The 1,997-nt window shown below is 73.3% G+C and carries 4 protein-coding genes; all 4 read right to left on the reverse strand.

The features are described from left to right. Positions 1-49 precede the first annotated feature (49 nt). Positions 50-502 carry a 50S ribosomal protein L9 gene (gene rplI / locus ACRYM2_RS23075; protein WP_166616262.1) on the reverse strand — a complete coding sequence of 151 codons (453 nt, stop codon included), beginning with the start codon at positions 500-502 and terminating at the stop codon, positions 50-52. Positions 503-516: 14 nt separating this feature from the next. Next, the gene (rpsR, locus tag ACRYM2_RS23080; protein ID WP_012085900.1) at positions 517-753 is read right to left on the reverse strand and encodes a 30S ribosomal protein S18; all 237 of its coding nucleotides are present in this window, start codon (positions 751-753) and stop codon (positions 517-519) included. Positions 754-820: 67 nt separating this feature from the next. Then, entirely contained in the window at positions 821-1,402 is a 582-nt protein-coding gene (locus ACRYM2_RS23085; RefSeq protein ID WP_432525038.1) for a single-stranded DNA-binding protein, read from the reverse strand. Next, entirely contained in the window at positions 1,402-1,698 is a 297-nt protein-coding gene (gene rpsF, locus ACRYM2_RS23090) for a 30S ribosomal protein S6 (protein ID WP_166616264.1), read from the reverse strand. Before rpsF ends, ACRYM2_RS23085 begins: the two co-directional genes overlap by 1 nt. Positions 1,699-1,997 lie beyond the last annotated feature (299 nt).

Genomic DNA, 1,997 nt, shown 5'->3' on the forward strand with positions numbered 1-1,997 from the left:
CCGCACCCGGGGGTGCGGCCGGCCTCTGCTGGTGCGGTGAGCGCTCGGCTCAGGCGGTGGCCTCGACGACGTCGATGGTCACCGTGGCCGACACCTCGGGGTGCAGGCGGACGAGGGCCTTGTGCGTGCCGACGGTCTTGATCGGCTGCAGGATCTCGACCTTGCGCTTGTCGACCGCGGGGCCGCCGGCGGCGGTCACGGCCTGCGCGACGTCGGCCGGGGTGATGGCCCCGAAGAGGCGGCCGCCCTGGCCGGCGCGGGCGGCGAAGGCCACCGTGCGCGACTCCAGCGACTGCTTGACGGCCTTGGCGTCGTCGAGCGAGGCGATCTCGCGGCTCTTGCGGGCCTTGCGGATCGTCTCGACCTGCTTCTCGCCGCCCTTGGACCACGGGGTGGCCAGGTTGCGCGGGAGCAGGAAGTTGCGGCCGTAGCCGTCCTTGACCTCGACGACGTCGCCGGGGGCTCCGAGGCCGGTGACCTCGTGGGTGAGGATGAGCTTCATCTCGTGTCCCCTCCTCAGCGGGCGGAGCTGCTGTAGGGCAGCAGCGCCATCTCGCGGGCGTTCTTGATCGCCTTGGCGATCTGCCGCTGCTCCTGGACGGACACGCCCGTCACCCGACGCGCGCGGATCTTGCCGCGGTCGGAGATGAACTTGCGCAGCAGCGCGGTGTCCTTGTAGTCGACCGCCTCGATCTTGGCGGCCTTCAGCGGGTTCTGCTTCTTCTTGGGCTTGCGCACGGGCACCTTGGCCATCGTGGTGCTCCCCTCTCGTGAGAGCCCAGGGGTTCGAGCCCTGGGATGGGTCAGTGGTGGACGACCGTCAGAACGGCGGGTCGTCGTTGGACGAACCGCCCCAGCCGCCGCTGGAGCCGCCGCCCGAGGGGCCGGTGGCCCACGGGTCGTCCTGCTGCTGTCCGCCGGCGCCGGGACCACCGGAGCCGGAGCCGCCGGAGGCGCCCCAGCCGCCGGAGCCGCTCCCGCCGGAGTTGCCGCCGCCGCCGAAGCCGCCGCCGCCACCGCCACCGCCACCGCCACCGCGCGAGGTCTTGTTGACCTTGGCGGTCGCGTAGCGCAGCGACGGGCCGACCTCGTCGACCTGCATCTCGATGACGGTGCGCTTCTCGCCTTCCTTCGTGTCGAAGGTCCGCGACTGCAGGCGCCCGGTCACCACGACCCGCGTGCCGCGCGTGAGGGACTCGGCGACGTTCTCCGCCGCCTCGCGCCAGATCGCGCAGCGCATGAACAGCGTCTCGCCGTCCTTCCACTCGTTCGACTGGCGGTCGAACGTGCGGGGCGTCGAGGCGACCGTGAAGTTGGCCACCGCGGCACCGGAGGGGGTGAAGCGCAGCTCGGGGTCGTTGGTGAGGTTCCCGATCAGCGTGATGACGGTCTCGCCCGCCATCAGGCGGCCTCGGCGCGGAGCAGCTTCGTCCGCAGCACCGCCTCGTTGAGGTTCAGCTGGCGGTCCAGCTCCTGGGCCACGGCCGGCTCGGTGTTGAGCTCGACGACCGCGTAGATGCCCTCGGACTTCTTCTTGATGTCGTAGGCGAGCCGGCGGCGGCCCCAGATGTCGACCTTGCCGACCTCGCCACCACCCTGGCGGACCACGTTGAGGAAGCGGTCGAGCGACGGTCCGACCGTGCGCTCCTCCAGCTCCGCGTCGAGGATCACCATGAGCTCGTACTGACGCGCGCTCATTCCCCACCTCCTTCGGTCTCGAGCGGCCACGGTCTCTCCGTGGCAGGAGGGTCTCGGTGCGTCGTCCGGGCCCGACCGCGGAAGCGGTGCGGGCACGGGACCACACGAGTCTACCGGCCCTCGGCGGCCCACCCTGCCGCCCGCGGCGGGCACCGCCGCCGCCGTCCACAGCCACCCCCCGCCGCCCCCGCCGGGAGCGCCCCTGTGGACACCCGGACGGGGGGGGGGGGGGGGGGGGGGGGGGGGGGGGGGGGGTGGGGGGGGGGGGGGGGGGGGGGGGGGGGGGGGGGGGGGGGGGG

The sequence above is a fragment of the Kineococcus aridisoli genome, from assembly GCF_050871885.1.
Lineage (GTDB): Bacteria > Actinomycetota > Actinomycetes > Actinomycetales > Kineococcaceae > Kineococcus.

Bases quoted from the DNA above. Each gene is read 5' to 3' on its own strand.
- rplI (WP_166616262.1), bottom strand. From the start codon at position 502: ATGAAGCTCATCCTCACCCACGAGGTCACCGGCCTCGGAGCCCCCGGC.
- rpsR (WP_012085900.1), bottom strand. From the start codon at position 753: ATGGCCAAGGTGCCCGTGCGCAAGCCCAAGAAGAAGCAGAACCCGCTG.
- ACRYM2_RS23085 (WP_432525038.1), bottom strand. From the start codon at position 1,402: ATGGCGGGCGAGACCGTCATCACGCTGATCGGGAACCTCACCAACGAC.
- rpsF (WP_166616264.1), bottom strand. From the start codon at position 1,698: ATGAGCGCGCGTCAGTACGAGCTCATGGTGATCCTCGACGCGGAGCTG.